Source organism: Proteiniclasticum ruminis DSM 24773 (assembly GCF_000701905.1).
Lineage (GTDB): Bacteria > Bacillota > Clostridia > Clostridiales > Clostridiaceae > Proteiniclasticum > Proteiniclasticum ruminis.
The window spans coordinates 81012-97034 of sequence record NZ_JNKC01000007.1; the positions used below are offsets into that span (position 1 = coordinate 81012).

10 protein-coding genes are annotated in these 16023 nt (G+C 42.7%); 5 read left to right on the top strand and 5 right to left on the bottom strand.

Annotated features, from left to right (window positions below; genetic code table 11):
• Positions 1-19: 19 nt before the first annotated feature.
• Positions 20-247 (bottom strand): hypothetical protein, encoded by a 228-nt coding sequence (locus tag T487_RS0109680; protein ID WP_031576805.1) that lies wholly within the window; start codon positions 245-247, stop codon positions 20-22.
• 199 nt (positions 248-446) lie between these two features.
• Between T487_RS0109680 and T487_RS0109685 the strand changes: the two genes are divergently transcribed.
• Positions 447-1337, top strand: a complete 891-nt coding sequence (locus T487_RS0109685) for a DegV family protein (RefSeq protein ID WP_031576806.1) — start codon at positions 447-449, stop codon at positions 1335-1337.
• A gap of 61 nt (positions 1338-1398) precedes the next feature.
• Here the strand turns inward: T487_RS0109685 and pepT are convergent, their stop codons facing one another.
• Positions 1399-2619 (bottom strand): peptidase T, encoded by a 1221-nt coding sequence (gene pepT / locus T487_RS0109690; RefSeq protein ID WP_031576807.1) that lies wholly within the window; start codon positions 2617-2619, stop codon positions 1399-1401.
• A 57-nt stretch (positions 2620-2676) separates the two neighbouring features.
• Positions 2677-3636 (bottom strand): 3'-5' exoribonuclease YhaM family protein, encoded by a 960-nt coding sequence (locus T487_RS0109695; protein ID WP_031576809.1) that lies wholly within the window; start codon positions 3634-3636, stop codon positions 2677-2679.
• Between the two features lie 109 nt (positions 3637-3745).
• On the opposite strand from T487_RS0109695, the gene T487_RS0109700 reads away from it, so the two are divergent.
• The 4 genes from T487_RS0109700 (at position 3746) to T487_RS0109715 (ending at position 8197) form a co-directional block, all read left to right on the top strand.
• A complete protein-coding gene (locus T487_RS0109700) occupies positions 3746-5083 on the top strand; it encodes a CCA tRNA nucleotidyltransferase (RefSeq protein ID WP_031576811.1) in 1338 nt (445 codons plus the stop codon).
• Positions 5080-6009 (top strand): AEC family transporter, encoded by a 930-nt coding sequence (locus T487_RS0109705; protein WP_031576812.1) that lies wholly within the window; start codon positions 5080-5082, stop codon positions 6007-6009. Before T487_RS0109700 ends, T487_RS0109705 begins: the two co-directional genes overlap by 4 nt.
• A 110-nt stretch (positions 6010-6119) precedes the next feature.
• A complete protein-coding gene (locus T487_RS0109710) occupies positions 6120-7469 on the top strand; it encodes a putative DNA modification/repair radical SAM protein (protein WP_051651644.1) in 1350 nt (449 codons plus the stop codon).
• Complete coding sequence (locus T487_RS0109715; RefSeq protein WP_081827610.1) at positions 7466-8197, top strand: TIGR03915 family putative DNA repair protein; 732 nt, start codon at positions 7466-7468, stop codon at positions 8195-8197. The genes T487_RS0109710 and T487_RS0109715 overlap by 4 nt, the downstream gene beginning before the upstream one ends.
• A gap of 576 nt (positions 8198-8773) precedes the next feature.
• Here T487_RS0109715 and addA read toward each other — a convergent pair.
• Entirely contained in the window at positions 8774-12424 is a 3651-nt protein-coding gene (gene addA / locus T487_RS0109725) for a helicase-exonuclease AddAB subunit AddA (RefSeq protein WP_051651645.1), read from the bottom strand.
• The gene (addB, locus tag T487_RS0109730) at positions 12417-15857 is read right to left on the bottom strand and encodes a helicase-exonuclease AddAB subunit AddB (RefSeq protein WP_031576819.1); all 3441 of its coding nucleotides are present in this window, start codon (positions 15855-15857) and stop codon (positions 12417-12419) included. Before addB ends, addA begins: the two co-directional genes overlap by 8 nt.
• Positions 15858-16023 lie beyond the last annotated feature (166 nt).

Consider the following 16023-nt stretch of genomic DNA (forward strand, 5'->3'; position numbering starts at 1 on the left):
CTGCTGTAGATTTTTTCCTTTATGGCTTCTTTCTCTCTTTCAGTTCTTTTTCAATCCTTACGATGTACTCATTCATCTTCTTCAGATCCTCTTGAAGTTCCACGGAATTCACAACAGGCATCCCATCATGATCCACCTCACCATAGACCTCAATGTCTATCATGGCTGTCAGGAGCTCTTCTGTCTGGTCTTTTGCCGCCCTCAGATATTTTAGAAGATCAGCGATCTCATGTTCTTCGAAATACACTCTTTTTCCCTCGTTTCTTTTTGATTCTATTCTAGCACGATTTTCTCAGGGAATCCTTCTTAGAAATATTTTAACGATGAACGAGAGCGTTTTGTGGTATATTGAAAGAAGCGATATCGATTTTTATCGTATGGCGAAGCAATTATATTAACATCATAAAGGAGGACTTCTGGAAACAAGAAATCCAGAGATAACAGCGATGAATAAATTTAAGATTTTAACTGATTCCGCATGTGACCTACCCTTTGAACTACTGGAGCAAAATGACGTGGATGTCATCGGTCTTATTGTGAATTATAATGGGAAAGAATATGTGGAGGACAACTGGAAAAGTGTCGACATAAGCAGCTACTATACCTCTTTGAAAGAAGGCGCTACCCCTACCACAAGCCAGATTACGCCAAACCGTTTTTATGACTATTTCAAGCCTTACCTGGAAAAAGGCATGGACATCCTCTATGTAGGATTCTCTTCCTCTCTCAGTGGTACATACAGCGCTGCTAATGTAGCTAAGAGTATGCTTCAGGAAGAATTTCCAGATAGAGAGATTCTACTCATTGATTCCATGTGCGCTTCCGCTGGTTTTGGTCTTCTGGTGCTAAAAGCAGCAGAGCTCAAAAGAGAAGGCTATGCCCCAACAGAGATTGCTCAAAAATTGGAAGCGTTGAAATATAACGTCAATCATATTTTTACTGTGGACGATCTCAACCATCTGAAGCGGGGTGGAAGAATATCAGGCTTCTCTGCTACCATGGGCACCATGCTTTCCATAAAGCCCATTCTCTACATGAGCAAAGAAGGGAAGCTTCTGAATATTGATAAGGTAAAAGGAAGAAAAAAATCCATCCATGCACTGGCCGATTATCTGGAAAAAGGAAAAACAGAGGGTCTGACAAAAACAGTGCTCATTGCTCATGGAAACTGTGAAGATGATGCAGCTCTTCTTCGGAATCTCATTCTGGAAAAGAAGCTTTCCGAAGACGTCACCTTGGTTCCACTTGGTATGGTCATCGGTGCCCATACCGGCGCCAATGTCATCAATATGGTCTTTTTTGGTAAAGACCGCGAAGAAACGATAAAGAAATCATAGAATAACCCCTGGAGCTCCAACGGAATGTGCTGGAACTCCAGGGGTTTTTTATCTTCCGAACTTATACTTCTTCTGCGTATATGCTGATGAGGTTCTTCAGAACCGCCACCGCTTTCTCCATGGATTCTACAGAAATAAACTCAAATCTTCCGTGATAATTTTCTCCACCTGTAAAAAGGTTCGGACATGGAAGTCCCATATAAGAAAGCTGAGCTCCATCGGTACCTCCGCGGATGGGCTTTATAATAGGTTCTACGCCAGCCATCTCCATGGCCTTTTTTGCATGTTCAATGAGATACATATGAGGCTCCACCATGGTTCTCATATTCTTGTACTGATCTTTGATTTCTACAGTAACAGTTCCCTCTCCATATTTCTCATTGAGTGCAGATGCAGCTTCCATCATCTGCACCTTTCTTCCTTCGAAGGTATCCTCAAAGAAATCACGGATGATGTAGTACAAAGAAGTCTCCTCCACATCCCCTTCAATATCGTTCAGGTGGAAGAATCCTTCATACCCTTCCGTATGTTCAGGTGTGTCCTTCCGGTCGAAAGAATCCGCATATTCCATGGCCACAAAAATTGAGTTCTTCATCTTGTCTTTTGCTGTTCCAGGATGCACATTTCTGCCCTTCACCGTCACCTTGGCTGAAGCCGCGTTGAAGTTCTCATACTCCAGCTCGCCCACAGGCCCACCATCCATGGTATAGGCAATCTCCGCGCCAAAGGCTTCCACATCAAAATGATGTGGACCTCGGCCAATCTCTTCATCCGGTGTGAATGCCACATGAAGATCTCCATGAGGCACTTCAGGGTTATGGAACAGATATTCCAGAACTTCCATGATTTCTGCAACTCCTGCTTTATCATCTGCTCCAAGAAGTGTAGTTCCATCTGTCAAAAGAAGGTTCTCCCCCACATAGCCTTTCAGCTGAGGAAAATCAGATTCTTTCATGACGATCTGAAGCTCCTCGTTCAGCACAATATCTCCACCTTCATAGGCAAGAATCCGAGGATTCACATTCTTTCCGCTCATATCCGGTGAGGTGTCCACATGAGCCAGCAGCCCAAGCTTCTTTAGGTTCTTACCGGTATTGTTTCTTAAAAACCCAAAGAGATACCCGTTGTCATCCAAAGCAGTCTCCAGCCCCAAGGCCTCCAGTTCTCTCTTCAGCTCTTCCACGAGGACTCTCTGTCCCTCGGTGGAAGGTACAGTTACACTGTTTTCGTCGGATGTGGTTTCATACTTCACATACTTAATCAGCTTGTCTACAACACTCATTTTAATCCCTCTTTCTCATATATTCTTCTTATAGTAGGACAGATTCCTTTTACTGGTCTAGAACGTCGGTTTGTAGATTCTGCGTCTGTCCAGAGAGAAAATACTCTCGGATATGGCGCCAGGCTCCAAATCCCGAACCGCTAGAGTGAAATCAAACACCCGGGCATCGATCATATCAATATGGTGAAGAAGTTCTGCTTCGAGAAACATCGGTTTCACAGGACTTCCATATTCAGGCTCATAGTGGTGGGAAAGAATCATATGCTGCAGAAGCATCCTTTTCTCTTCCGGTGTATTCAGACGGTCACAGATTCTGTCCACATTCTTGACTCCAAGGCTGATATGGCCCAGAAGATTTCCTTCCAAAGTGTACTCCTTCACGATGCCAAGCTCAGAAGAATCCATCTCATTGATTTTTTCAAGATCATGAAGAATGATCCCTGCAAAGAGAAGGTCTGTGTTTACTGCTGGATACACCTTCGAAATCTGATCTCCAAGTTTCAGCATGGTCAGGACGTGGTAAAGCAGCCCCGATCTGATGGCATGATGATTCCTTTTTGCCGCCGGATAGAACATCAGCTTCTCCTTCTTTTCTTCAAGGGCCATACGAACCACCTGATGAATATCCTGATCTTCAATCCTTTGAAGATATCCTTCAATATCCCGGAGCATATCGGTATTCTTAAGCGGAGCGGATTCCACAAAATCTTCCGGTATCACGCCGTCTTCGTCTGAAGCTTTTCTGATCCTGTCCACTTTGAACTGATTGTTGTTCATATAGCTCGTTACAGTACCCCGAACTTTTACCAGGTCCCCTTCTGTAAAATATGTTTCTACATCTTGGGGAACTTCCCAAAGTTTTCCGGAGATTTCACCTGTCTTATCTCCAAATATAAAGTCCAGATACTTTTTGTCGTTTGAGTTTGTAGTCTTCAGATCTACTCTTTTAATGATAAAATAACAATCTACACGATCGCCTACAGCTAAATCGCGGATTTTCTTGCTGCTAAATTCCATTTATTTCTCCTTCAATTAAAATTAGGGTATAATTTAAGTATACACGAAACACTGGCCGAAAACGAAAGAATCTTAACCAAATCTTTATCGATGAAAGGTAGGCGGTAACATGGACATCAACCTGCCAAAGGGCGTCCGATACATTCTGAAAGAGCTCAGCACTCATGGCCATGAGGGTTATGTAGTGGGGGGCTGTATTCGTGATGTCCTCATCGGTATCGCGCCTAAAGACTATGATGTAACCACTTCTGCCACACCTGAGGAAGTCATGTCCCTATTCAAAAAAACTGTCCCAACGGGTCTGAAGCACGGTACCGTGGAAGTACATACCCATGACGGTGCTTATGATGTGACCACCTACCGTATGGACGGTGAGTATGAAGCTCACAGATACCCCAAAAATGTCATCTTTGTAGATGATCTAGTGGAGGACCTGAGAAGAAGAGACATCACCATCAACGCCATTGCCTATAATCCCGAAAAAGGTATTATAGACCCTTTCAACGGTACTGAAGACATCCATCATAAGATTATTCGGGCAGTAGGAAATCCAATCCTTCGTTTTAAGGAAGATGCCCTTCGCATCTTAAGGGCAGTGAGGCTCTCCACCACCCTGAATTTCAACATAGAAGAAAACACCCTGAAGGCCATGGTGGAAACCATGGATGGCCTCAGGTTCATCAGCGAGGAAAGAATCCGGGAGGAGCTGAATAATATCCTTCTTTCAAAGAATCCTGCCCGAGGAATCCGTATGCTCTTTGATTTGGGGATCATGAAATATGTCCTTCCCGAACTCATGACCATGTCCGGATTTCTTCAGCATAATCCCCATCATGATAAGGATGTTCTAGGACATACCCTGGAGGTTTTAACTCATGTGCCTGCAGATCTTCCAGTGCGTCTTGCCGCTCTTTTCCATGACAGCGGAAAGCCTTCCACTTTCACCATGGATGAGAAGGGCATCGGACACTTCTACGGCCATGAGAAGCGGTCAAGAGACATCGCTCATGAAGTGCTGATGCGGCTGAAATATGATCATAAAACCATCCGTAAAGTTGAAACCCTGGTTTACTTTCATATGACCAGCACCGATATGAAAAATGAAGTGAAGCTGAAGAAATTCATAACCAAACTGGGGTCGGAGAATCTCAACGGTCTCATTGATCTTAAGATTGCTGATTTCATTGGAAAGCCTGAAGGAAGCGATGATAAACTCTTTGAAATCAACAGCTTCAGAAATAGGATTGAACACATCATAAACCGTGGCGATCCTCTCACTGTGAGAGATCTTGCGGTGAACGGAAAGGATGTTCTGGCGCTTGGTATCCGTGAAGGACAGGAAGTAGGGCGCATCCTGGAAGCACTTCTTGAAAAGGTCCTGAAAAACCCTGATGACAATCATAAAGAAATACTACTTGAATATGCTCGTAAGGAGATTTACCGATGACAACAAATGTTACAAATACTGTTTTAACCATGCTGATTCTGGGTGTGCTGGGTTTTATCCTGAAGAAAACCAAGGTTACCGATAAAAGAACAGATAAATTTATCTCTGTTCTACTCGTAAACTTCTGTACCCCTGCCCTGATGATTCACATCACACTGACAAATTTTTCCTTATCCTTTTTTAGAGAATCTTACCTTGGAATTCTACTTGCCATGTTGACCATGATTCTGATGAACATCATTGCCTGGGGAGTATCAAAGGCTCTATCACTGAAAGGAGTAGAGCAGGGTGCATTTGTTTCCATGTCTACCTTCTCCAATACAATTTTTGTAGGACTGCCGCTCATTACAGGAATATTTGGGGACTCCGCTGTTCCATATCTGATGCTGTACTATATCGCAAATACGCTGACTTTTTGGACCCTTGGCATCTATCAGATCGTGAAAAGCAATGGAAGTTCCTTCAGCAGCAAAAATATCCTGAAAATACTCAATCCCCCCATTCTTGGATTCATTGCGGGCATGGCGCTCCTTTACTATAACGTTACTGTCCCCACTTATCTCTTTAGCAGCATCGAGTATCTGAAAATACTCCTGACGCCTCTATCTCTCCTTTTCATGGGCAGTGTCATAGGAGACTTGAGTCTTAGGAATGCTGGAAGTCCAGTAGCCTCTGTCCTCATCCTCATCATGAGGTTTATTCTGTCTCCTGTCATCAGTCTGCTTCTTCTGAAGGCTTTTCAGATGCCTGTGGAGCTCATTAAAGTGTTCATTGTCTGTGCCGGTCTTCCTGTGATGCAGAACATTTCCATTGCTGTAGGTCGTTATGGTGGAGATCCTTCCTACTCTTCTTTCATGACCGCACTCTCTTCTGCAGTCTTCATTTTTATTATTCCATTTTTCCTGAAATTATTCACTTTCATTTAGGATGAGTACCTCATCCTTTTTTTTTGCACCCAAAAAGAACGTATGTTGTTTTTTATTGCCCAGAAAGAACGTATGTGCTATAATTTACTCAAATGTTAGGAGGGGTATGTATGGAACTTCTAGAAAAAATTAGAATTCTTGCAGATTCAGCGAAATATGATGTATCCTGTTCCTCCAGTGGAAGCAGCCGTTCTGCAATACCTGGCGGTGTAGGCAACGCTGCTGCTGCAGGTATATGTCATAGTTTCACTTCAGACGGAAGGTGCATCTCCCTATTGAAAATACTTATGACCAACTACTGTATTTACGACTGTGCCTATTGCCAGAACCGGATCTCCAATGATGTGGAACGCGCCGCCTTTGAACCGGAAGAACTGATTCAGCTGACCATGGGATTCTACAGGCGAAACTACATCGAAGGACTCTTTCTCAGTTCAGGGGTAATTATGAGCCCCGATCATACTATGGAAAGAATGATTCGCATCATAAAAACCCTTCGGCAGCGGGAGCGATTCAACGGTTATATTCATATCAAGCTTATCCCTGGAGCCAGTCCCCACCTCATCCATGAAGCCGGGCTTTATGCGGACCGAGTCAGTGTCAATATTGAGCTGCCTGAAGAAGAAAGTTATAAAAGCATCACACCTCAGAAAAACAGAATTGAGATTCTAAAACCTATGAAGCAAATCGCCACGAATATCCTTGCAAATAACGAGGAAAAGAGAATCTTACATAGAACTGAGGACTTTGTTCCAGCAGGACAAAGCACTCAGCTCATCATTGGTGCTACACCGGCCAGCGATGGTAAAATCCTTTCACTCAGCCAGAATCTCTACAAGAGCTTTCAGCTGAAAAGAGTCTATTACTCCGCCTATGTGCCTGTCAGTACCCACGCGCTTATGCCGAAGCTTTCCAATCCTCCCCTTCTCCGAGAACATAGAATTTATCAGGCAGACTGGCTGCTCCGGTTTTACCGGTTCTCTGCAGAGGAACTCTTGTCAGACGGAGAGAATTTTGATACGAATGTGGATCCAAAAACCCAATGGGCTCTTTCTAATATGGCTCTATTCCCCATGGAGATCAATCGGGTCAGCTATGAAATGCTGCTACGTATCCCAGGAATCGGACTCACCTCTGCAAAGCGGATTCTTCGGGCTAGGAAGCTTTCTCCCATTACCTATGACGGACTCAAAAAAATGGGTGCTGTGATCTCAAGGGCTAAGCACTTTATTCTGATTTCTGGAAAATACTATGGAAACTTCTCTCTTAGACCAGATCTCATATATGAAGCCATCAGTGAGAAAAAAGACCAGATCCAGATGAACTTATTTGGAGAAATCGATGAATCCCTTGGACTCCACAACCCTGAAGAAAACCGAGTATTTACAGAGAAAGATAAGATCAAAAAGCTTCTTCTGGAAAAGACCATCATCAAAAACTCTTTGGCAGGTGGATTATGATGGATGTCATGTTGTTTGATGGTTCAATGGAAGAGCTTCTGGTGGCCGTTTACAAAGTTTATGTTGATAAACTTCCACCAGTTCTCTTTCGGGAAGATCAGTTTACCCCCAATCTCATTGATCATCCTCTAAAGATCCAGTTTCTGGAGGAAGAATTTGAGAGAGTCCGAAGATCCATGCTTGAGAAGTTCTCCGAAGAAGCTTTGGATATCATCACCTACGGATTAAACCACAGTTCTGTTCAAGCTCCAACGATGATTCTGAAATTCATCATCAAGTGTTTTGAAAATCCCAAAAATGCCTTCCGTTATCAGGACTCTTTTATCATGGAATGCACTAAGCTTTCTCGGCAAGTTTCCTTGGAAAGTCATCGTTTCAAGGGATTTGTCAGATTCAATCAGTTCGGAACGGTTTTCATGGCGAAAATCAATCCAGATCATCATATCCTTCCCTTCATCGCAGACCATTTTGCAGAAAGATTTGGTGATATGAACTTCATCATCTATGATGAGAAAAAGCAGGAAGCCCTATTATGTCAAGATGGCAGATGGATCATCCAGAAAAATTTAGCCCTGAACGAAAATCTCTTTCAAATAGACACTACCACTGAAGCATGGCAAATCTATTTTAAAAATATCACTATTTCCGCCAGAGAAAATCCTGCTCAGCAAAAACGATCTATGCCCGTTCGATATTGGGTAAATCTACCAGAGACAGAATCCCCTTAACTGTTTTTTTTTGAGACCTTCTATACAAATCCATTGAACTTATTCATCAAAACCTCTTTCTGAATATTTTCGCGTTTTTTATGATTTAATTATAACTCATTAAAAATTATCAGTAAATTTCACAAATTTCGCATCAGCAGGGTATGCGTACATGTACAGTCATACACTTTGTTCAAATGGGATTAGAGAAAATCACTTAAATATCACGTTGAAACACCTTAATCGTTTAAGGCGTTTTGAAAGGTTTTGTTAAACATTAAACTATTCCTTGAAAATAATAAAAAACAAAGAAAAATCCAGAGCCGGGAAGTCGCTCCCGCTCTGGATTTTCCTTAGTCTCGTTCGCTTTCGGTTCGTTTCTCGGAACTAATCAGCAAATTCAATATGTAATTATTGAGTGAGCGATTATCACCTTTAGCCTCAGAAGTTAGTTCTTCTTTGAGATCCTGAGGCAGAGTCAGAAGTATCCGAGTTTTATCTTTACCAACAGCCATATAAAAACACCCCTATCTTTATTGCGTGATAAATTATAATCTTATTATACTTCAAATTAAAAAAATATTAAAGAAAATGTTTTTAGTTTATACATATTTCTTTAGAATTTTCGACGGAGTAGAGATAACTCTCTTTTACTTTTAGACCAGTTATGGACATTAATGCTTCACTGTAATAGTCCAACTGCTCTTTATACCGGTCAGTTAGAACCTTTGCAGCATCTTTATCTATCACACGGTCTGTCTTGTAGTCCACGATAACAAGCTCATTATTTTCTCGGAAATAGCTGTCAATGACTCCCACAACCATAACTTCACTCTCGTCGAAATATAATATAAATTTCTGTTCTCTATACAAATTTCCTTCAAGTTCCGCTTTCTGCATCCTTTTTCCAAGATCGCTTTCAAGCAATTGCAGGATCTTCCAAGGATTCACTGCAGAGACTTCCTCTTCTGTCATGAGCTCTCGAAGGACGAGACCCTGCAGATCATTTTTGATTTCTTCCACTGAGCCGCTCTGAAGGGAGATATACTGCATGGCCTTATGAAATGCGGTTCCTCTTTCAGTCGCCTTTAGTCCTTTATCTTTCATCAGGAATCTGGGCCTTTCCAAAAACTCATCCTTAATGATGGGCTGCGTATTCTCTGTCTCTTCTCCAAGAGCCCTCAATTTCTTCAGCTCGGTCACAGAAATCTTTGATCCCCTCTTTGTGTCTTTTTCAAACTTATACTGGAAGGCAAGCCTTTGCTGTACCAGAAATGCCGATGCTGGATCCCTGGTCTCGTGAAGTGTGAAAACTCCTTCTTCCGTTCCTTCCTCCTCAATCTGGTCCAGCATTACACCTTCTTTCGTGTGAACAAAGAGCTGCAATGCTACATCCTTACCAAAGGAGTATCTCTCCCCGTCTGCTCTGTTTTCGGAAAGCGCATGATGCTTTAAGAAAATACTCATCATCCAATCCAGATAGGAAGACCCTTTTTCCACTTTTTCGGAAGACAGTCTGAACCCTTCTCCCTGGGATAGCGTGGTCCATTTTTCCATACTCTTTTCAAGACTCTTGACTTGGCCTGTAATAATGAGCTTCTCTTTTGCTCTTGTGAGTGCAACATAAAGTATTCTCATCTCTTCCGAGAGACTTTCCAAGAGCCTCTTTCGTTTGATCCTCTCTCTGATGAATGTGGTGTTTTTGATGTTTCTTTCCATATCCACATAACTTGGACCAAATCCTAGGGACTCATGAAGAATCATAGATTTATTCAGATCCATTTTATTGAATCTTTTTGATGTATGTACCAGAAAGACTACCGGAAATTCAAGCCCCTTCGATTTATGAATGGACATGATTCTCACCAGGTTCTCATTCTCTCCCAGCATCTTTGCAGCACCATAGTCACCTGAGCTCTTCTTTAGCTTATCGATGAATCGGATGAAGTTAAAGAGCCCTTTCAGAGTTGTCTCCTCAAACTGCTTGGCACGCTGGAACAGCAGCTTCAGGTTTGCTTGTCTCTCCAGACCATCGGGCATGGCAGACACGTAATCCAGATAGGATGTATCCGTATAAAGGTACCAAATGAACTCATCCAGCTTCATAAAGCGTGACTTCAACCGGTATAGTTCCAGTTTTATCTTGAACTGATCCACTTTTTCTGAGAGCGCTTTTTCAAAAGATCCACTTTTCAGATTATGGAACAAGAATTCATCCTTATGAACTTTTCTGATTTCCACAAGCTCTTCCTCACTAAAGGAAAACAGTGGACTTCTTAACACGGAGAGAAGGGGAATATCCTGCAAAGGATTATCAATCACTTTCAAAAGTGAAAGCATGGTTCTGATTTCAATGGTGTCAAAGTATCCCGTAGAGCTGTCACTGTAGGAAGGAATATTATTCTCATGCAGTGCCTCCAAAAAGATATTGGCGGTTCTGGATGTCGCTCTCATGAGTATGACGATATCCCTGTACGTTACTGGCCTTTTACCCTTGATCTCTTTATCAAAAACGAGAAATCCGCTTTTTATGAGCTCATTGATTCTTCCAGCCACAAGCCTAGCTTCCACTTCAATGGACTTATACGCAGATAAATCCAGTTCACCTTCCTCCTCTGCATCATCTTCTGAATCCTCCAGAGCGCTCTTTTCCTCTAAAATCAACAGCTCCACAGGTTCTGCCTCTTTTACCGCAATCCCGTCTCCCTCAGCTTCCTCATAATAGGTAGCTCCATAGATGAGCGCTTCCTCCTTCGTGTACTCCAGCTCTCCAACCTTCTCACTCATGAGCCCTTCAAAGATGAAATTCACCAGAGAAAGAATGTTGTTCTGGCTTCTGAAGTTCTTATATAGAAGAATCTTCTTGCCTCTATCATTTCCATCTTCACTGTAGGCTTTATACTTTTCCATGAAAAGCTCAGGTTTCGCCTGACGGAAGCGGTAGATACTCTGTTTCACGTCACCCACCATAAACACATTGGGATTCTCTTCCTCTTTACGGGAGACCATGGTGATCAGCACTTCCTGAACTTCATTGGAGTCCTGATATTCATCCACCAGCACATCTTCATACTTTTCTTTGTAAAATTTGGCCACATCAGAAGGCCCTACTCCGCCATCTTCTTCCACGGTCAGTATCTTCAGTGCCAGATGTTCCAGGTCTGAAAAGTCGAGAAGACTCTTCTCGCGCTTCTTTCGGCTGTACTTCTTCATAAAAAGCTCCGTAAGGGACTTCAACGCTTGAAGATGAGGGTAGATGACCTTCAGCATCGCAAGATGCTCTTCTTCCGTTTCCGCAAAGTAATTCGCCTTCAGACCTTTGACGGCATCTTTGACTTCTTCACGAAGACCTTTGACCATTTCAGCCAGAACTTTATCATACCCCTTCTTTCCACGCTTCAGCATTGACCACTTAAACCCTTCCAGATGATCTTTGATTTCATTGAAAGAAGGTTTATTTTGCAATATGGAAAGAAGCTCTTCCAGAAGGATTCGGTCCTCCCTCAGGGTTTCAGCATAGGGAAAAAGTAGCGCATCATCTTCTGTTAAAGAAATACCTTTATCAATATGGTTCAGATAAGGTTTAAGGGTTTCCTGGAGTTCTTCCATAAACTCTGCCACCAAAGGAATTTCTGTAAAAGATTTGCCTGATACATCGAATAAAGCGACCTTCTCCTCCAGCCACTCATATGGCCACGGATGACTCATGATGAAATGATAGAGATTAAGGACCAGTTCTCCAAGCTCTTTGTCATCCCGTTTTCCGCCATAGGCGTCCACGAGAGAAATGAACTCTTTGCTGCCGATCTCATAGGATTCTTCCAGAGCCTCTTCCAGAGCTTCTTCTCTCATGATGGCCCCTTCTGTTTCATCTGCAATTCTAAAGCCAGGGTCAAGTCCGATTTCATGAAAATGGCTTCGAATCACTTCCAGGCAAAAAGAATGGATGGTCATGATGCTGCTTCGGTTTAATAAAGTCAGCTGCCTTTCAAGATTTCTGTTGCCCGAATCTTCTTCCAAAGCTTTGATCACCGCTTCACCAATCCGCTCTCTCATTTCCGCAGCTGCTGCATTGGTAAAAGTCATCACAAGAAGCGCATCAATATCCACCTGATCTTTAGTGATTCTCTGGATGATTCGTTCTACTAGAACCGCTGTCTTCCCTGAGCCGGCCGCTGCAGAAACAAGAAGGTTTGTATTTCTTGTTTCAATGGCACTTAACTGTTCTTTCGTCCACTGGTTACTCAACGGCATTCTCCCCTTTCTTCATTTTCTCCCATAGTTCTTCAATGGTCAGCGCCTTCAGATTTCTGTACTGATTCGCTTTTATTTTCCCGTCAAACTGGCAAATACTCTTATAGGTGCAATAGGTGCATGGTATTTTATCCTTATCCTTATAGGGTTGAATGGAGATATTCCCATCAAAGAGTTCTTTCAGAATTCTTCCAATGGTTTCCAGCACGTACTCACGTAGCACATCAAATTCCTGCTCTGTAAGAATAATCTCCTCATTCTTCTCTTTCCTGTTGGAGGAAGAAACCACTTCTCCCTCTTTGTTGATCTTCGCAGGTACCACCAATGAAAATGTATCAATATCCTCATCCATGGAGCGGATCACTTTGGCATCTTTAAGTAGAAGGCCCTTGAGTCTTAAGTTCTCCAAAACCTTTCTTTCAATTTCCTCATCGGTCATTCTTACATTTCCGGAAATCACTGGGTTATCCATTTTAAAATAAAGAACCGCACCTGGTACCGCCTTTTGGGACTGCAGACTCTCCCAGTTTCTGAGAACTACATCCAGGTAAACCAGCAGCTGCAGCTGCAGACCATAAAATACATCCTGGAGGGAAACATCTTTCGCAGAAGACTTATAGTCAATGATTCTGATATAAGCTTTCCCGTCCATTTCCATGACATCGATACGGTCAATTCTTCCACGCAGCAGTGCATCCTCTCCAGTATCAGGGATTTCGATGGATAATGCCGGCAGTTTTTCTCCGTCTTTACCGAATCCAAGTTCATTGAACATGGGCACAAACTTTCCCTTCGCTATCTGAGCCGTGATGGTTTCTACGGACCGGTTTATGATTTTCTTCACTTTTTCTCCCATATGTTTGTACCTGGGAGAACTCTTGTAGATCGCATTTGTTTTTTCTATCGCCTCATCAACAAGGCGGTCCACAGCATTTCTGATATAGGTTTTGTCCACCGTAGACAGATCCCTCTCCATCCCTCTCAGATCTTCCGTAAACTGATCGATGACTTCATGCATCAGGGTACCCACATCAGGCGCTGTTACCTCATGCATGACTCTATCTTTTGCCTTCAGCCCGTATTGGATATAATACGCAAAAGGACAGGAGGTGTAACGCTCAAGTCTTGAAACACTTAAGTACAGCTGTTCCCCATAGAGTTCTTTCACAGAGGTCCTGGAAAGCTTCTCCGTTACATTGGTGTAGGAAAGTCCTTCTCTTGAAATTTTCAGACGCCCGCTGAACTCCTCATGATTTTGAAACCACTGGTACACCTCACCCCAAAGAGGATTCACTTCATCCCCTTGGTAGTTTCTTCTCATCTCTTTAATGAGTTCATTAAAAGTAGCTGTTTTACTTTCCACCTCTTCTAGCGTGCCGCTTTTTCTGTCCATTGGATTCACGTAAGCATTCTCCATAAGTTTTGGAAAAAGCTTCTTCAAGCGTCCAATGACCAAGGATGGTCTTTGGGACTTGCCATCCAGATCTGATCCCGGATAGGAAATGGACAGAAAATCTCTTGGTATGGAAAATGCAGTGTAGACTAAAAACTGCTCATATATCGAACGGAGTTTAGAATCCACAAGAAAGTTCAAACCTTCCGCTTTCAGTTTTTCCAGATCATGGTCGGTAATGATTCCTTCATCAGAAACCGTTTTGGGGAATATTCCATCATTCACACCAAGAATGTATAGTCCTCTTATGTTGTCACTTTTCACTCTAGCCACATCTCCAAGGATCACCTGGTCCAAAGTCAGGGGAATGAGCGCAATCTTATGACTGACCATGGCCTGCTGAAGAATGTCTCCATAGACCTCCAGAGACAGCTTTTCTTTTCCAAGCACCTCTACCAGATCATCAAAGATGGTGATGATTCCCTTCAGGGTCTCTTCATGCTCTTTCAGAACCTCCAAATCCTCAAGGGTTGAAACAAAACTTAGGGAGCGGCTTAAAACGCCATGGGCCTCCAGATGCTCATAAAGAGCTGCAGAAATATCTTCTGCAGTGGACGCATTCTCCAGCTGAACTCTCAAAGGCTGATACACAGAAGCTATTTTTTCTCTGATTTCGTTGGTCTTTTCCAGATACTCCGCTTTCATCTCTTCAGGCACAATATTCGGATAAGGATAAACAAAAGGTTTTTCATATGTTCCACCTTTTATTCCGTTCGCGAGAACATAATTTTCTAAAAGATCCACTTCTTCTTTCTCCAAATGGGAGAGTCCAGTTTTAAGCATCTTGAAAAGCGCATCATAAGTAAACCCTTCTTTTGCAATATCCACCAGGGCAAGAATATATTGAGAAATAGGACTTCCGTCCATTTCCCTTCTCTTATCTAGAAATACGGGAATCTCATGTTCACGGAAAACGGAGATCAGTATACTCTCATACGCATCAATATTTCTGCAAAGAATCGCTAAATCACGGTATCTCAGTGTATCATCCTCCCGGACTCTTCTGCGGATGTCCAGCGCGATCTTCTCCACCTCATCATAGCTGTTCTGGGCTTTGTAGATGGATACAGAATGAGGCACCTCATTGTAGGTTTTATTGGGATATCTGAAATACTCCCGCTCCAGATGAGCCAGTTCAGTATTTCCATTAAATCTCAATGGCACCTCATCAGAAAGAATCAGGGGTTTCTCGATGGAGACCTGAGCTCTTTCAGCAACCTGAAACAGTTTATCTTCCGTATCTTTTGTAATTTGAAATACATCTCCCGTTTCCCCTTCCTTATCCAGGGTCAGCGTCATCACAACCCGCCGCACATTCCTCATAAGATGTTCAATAAAATTCAGCTGCACAAGAGAGAAATCATTGAACTCATCAATGAATACCTCTGCATTCTTCAGAAAATCTGCCTTCTCCATGCGCTCTCCAGCAAAAGTCATTTCATCCATAGAATCCACATGACCTTTATGGACTTCTTTTTCATATGCTTCAAAAAAAAGCAGGATATCGCCAAACTTCTGACTGAGTTCTGCATCTCCTGATGCTTCCACAGCCTCTCTCAGTTTCTCTGGATCCAGATTGTTACGTTTCATCTCATCTGCAAGATTCTTAGCCAGTTCCACAAATCCAGGCTTCCTTGCCACGTTGCGGAAAAGAACAAGATCTTCCTCCACATCTGTCAAGGTCTTGGTCATGAGCATGCTCTTTCCCAGATCTGAAATCAGATCATGGGTAGCGCCACCTGCATTCTGGAGTATTTTACGGATCATGGTGGAAAAGCTGTAGACGGTGACATGAAACACATTTTCCTTGCCAAGTTCTTTCAAAAGCTTCTGCTCCGCACGAAACGTATACTGATCCGGTACCAGAAGAATCATACTTCTTTCAGGGACCTCTTTCCTTCTTCTCTTAATTTCTTCGTATATTTCTCTGGTTTTGCCACTTCCTCCACGTCCATAGATCAGTTTAAAACTCACAAAACCACCCCTTTCTCACATTTTTGCCATCAAGTCCATTATACTATAAGAGGTATCCCAAAATACGTACACAAATACACCTGATTGGAATACATTTTCATACTGATATTTTCCTTTCATCTCCTCATCCTCATTCAGATCCACCTCGGAGGCGTCGGAGAAACAC

What these genes read in the sequence shown, in the direction of transcription:
- T487_RS0109685 (WP_031576806.1), top strand. Translation starts at nt 447, where the DNA reads ATGAATAAATTTAAGATTTTAACTGATTCCGCATGTGACCTACCCTTT.
- T487_RS0109710 (WP_051651644.1), top strand. Translation starts at nt 6,120, where the DNA reads ATGGAACTTCTAGAAAAAATTAGAATTCTTGCAGATTCAGCGAAATAT.
- T487_RS0109700 (WP_031576811.1), top strand. Translation starts at nt 3,746, where the DNA reads ATGGACATCAACCTGCCAAAGGGCGTCCGATACATTCTGAAAGAGCTC.
- T487_RS0109695 (WP_031576809.1), bottom strand. Translation starts at nt 3,636, where the DNA reads ATGGAATTTAGCAGCAAGAAAATCCGCGATTTAGCTGTAGGCGATCGT.
- pepT (WP_031576807.1), bottom strand. Translation starts at nt 2,619, where the DNA reads ATGAGTGTTGTAGACAAGCTGATTAAGTATGTGAAGTATGAAACCACA.
- T487_RS0109705 (WP_031576812.1), top strand. Translation starts at nt 5,080, where the DNA reads ATGACAACAAATGTTACAAATACTGTTTTAACCATGCTGATTCTGGGT.
- T487_RS0109715 (WP_081827610.1), top strand. Translation starts at nt 7,466, where the DNA reads ATGATGGATGTCATGTTGTTTGATGGTTCAATGGAAGAGCTTCTGGTG.